This window comes from Caldisericota bacterium (assembly GCA_034717215.1).
Taxonomy (GTDB): Bacteria; Caldisericota; Caldisericia; order Caldisericales; family Caldisericaceae; genus UBA646.
In genome coordinates, this window is sequence record JAYELD010000065.1 from 1 (window position 1) to 2,070 (window position 2,070).

Genomic DNA, 2,070 nt, shown 5'->3' on the forward strand with positions numbered 1-2,070 from the left:
CTTTGGCGGGGGCAAAAGTAGTATAACACCGGGGATGAAAGGCTATGGGCACTAATAGAGCTAAAGTAATGACGGTAATTTCGATGGCTCTTGGGTAGAAAGAAGAGCCGGAATGATTGGGATGATTATGTGTTTTTATTTTTTTTCGTGACATTTAGGTCTCCCTTCGGTCGGCCAGTTTTCAGTTTACAGTTTACAGTACAAAAAGGTGCAAGGTGCAAGGTGCAAGGTGCAAGTTAAGAAATGAAATGCAAAGAAAGATACAAGATAATTCAGTTTTCATTTTCCGTTGGTTGGGATTCTGATTTTGCCTGTTCAATTTTTTGTATGGCATCCCGGGCATATTTTGCCTCTTCGCTTTCCGGACCTAACTTAACTACTTTTTTTAATTCAATCAACCCTTCTTCTATTTTATTTTGTCTTAGATAAACTCCTGATAATCCATAATGAGCGCTAAAAAGATTGGTATTTATTTTAAGAGCACTCTTAAAAGCTGTCTCTGCCAGTTTATATCTTCCAAGCTTCAAATAAGCATTCCCCAGGTCAACATATAAGGGAGGCATTTTTTCCTCTCTATTTTGATAGGTAATAGAGATAGCTTTTTTTAATTCAACCAAATTTTCTTCTATTTTATTCTGTCTTAGATAGGTTTCCGCTAATCTATGGTGAGCATCAACAAGATTAGAATTTATTCTATTTTTCAATTTTTCTAACTTTATTAACTCTTCATCAGTTATATTTTGTTCTAACTCAGCCTCCGCGAGAAGATTAGAATTTATTCTAATAGCATTTTTAAAAGCAGCTTCTGCTGATTTATGACTTCCAAGCTTTAAATAAGCATTTCCCAAGTCGAAATACAAAGAGGCCATTGTTCTTTCTGTGGGCTGATAGGAAAAAGCTCTCTTTAATTTATTAACAGCACTTTTATAGGCAACTTCTGCCTGCTTATATTCCTCAAGCTTTAAATAAGTATCCCCCAATTCAATATATAAAGGAGGCATTGTTTCCTCTCTGCGCTGATAAGAAATAGCTTTTTTCAGTTCGGTAATTGCCTTATCCAGTTCTCCTTTGGCAATGTAAATTGCAGTCATGTTTTGCGGCATCCCGGGAAAGTCTACATATTTTTCGGCTTCCTTAAAACTTTTCAGTGCAGTATTACCAAGGCCGCGCCTTATAAATATTTTTCCCAGGTCATAATGAAAATATCCTTCATACGGATTCCATTTTAAAGCTCTTTCGTATATATCTGTAACTTTTTCCCAATCTTTGTTTCTAGTTTCTTTAAGACCGGAATACCATATAATACGAGACATAAAAGGACGGAAAACAGTAATACATAAAAAAGCGGCCAGAAGAATAATTACTATATATAAAACCGGTTTAAATCTAAAGATATTACTTCTTTTATTCTTGTTAATATTAGCAGTGCTATCCGATTTTTCTTTTTTATCTTTACCTCCGCTGATTATCCTTTTCTCTATTTTTTCTGCTTCTAACCTTCTCTTCTTCTCCTCCTCCATGCCCTTTGCACACATTGCTATGGTAAGCCCTATAAATAGCCAAAACAAGGAAAGATTGCTCGATAAATGCATAGGAAACCAGAAAAAACAGTCAACTAAAAATGCTGCCATTGCTCCCATCAGACCGATCATTATCCCCTGCTTTTGCCTATCCTTTTCTCTTTTTAAATATCTTATCCCATAAACAAAATAAGTAATTATAAGCCAGAGGAATATGGCAAGACCAATTGTTCCCAACTCAGCCCAGAGCTGCAAGTATTCGTTATGGGCTTTATCTGCAAACCCATAATGGTAAATAGAGCGGTTATCTCCCTGTTCAAAGAACTCTGCTTGATATCTTAAGGTATTATATTTATAGGTTCCGATACCTGAGCCCAGGATGGGATGGTCTTTAATCATCATCCCGGTAAATTTCCAGATAGTCATTCTTCTGCCAGAAGAAAAATCATTTATAAACCGGGTTAGGGAAATTCTTCCTTTGATTTGTGAAATAGCAGTTCCCGGTTTATTTAAAGGAGTAGGGATAACAAATAAGGAAGCAGCTATGATG

1 protein-coding gene is annotated in these 2,070 nt (G+C 35.9%); it reads right to left on the reverse strand.

What is annotated here, in order from left to right:
* Positions 1 to 272: 272 nt before the first annotated feature.
* A partial coding sequence (locus tag U9Q18_02765; GenBank protein ID MEA3313279.1) for a tetratricopeptide repeat protein occupies positions 273 to 2,070 on the reverse strand: 1,798 nt, incomplete at its 5' end.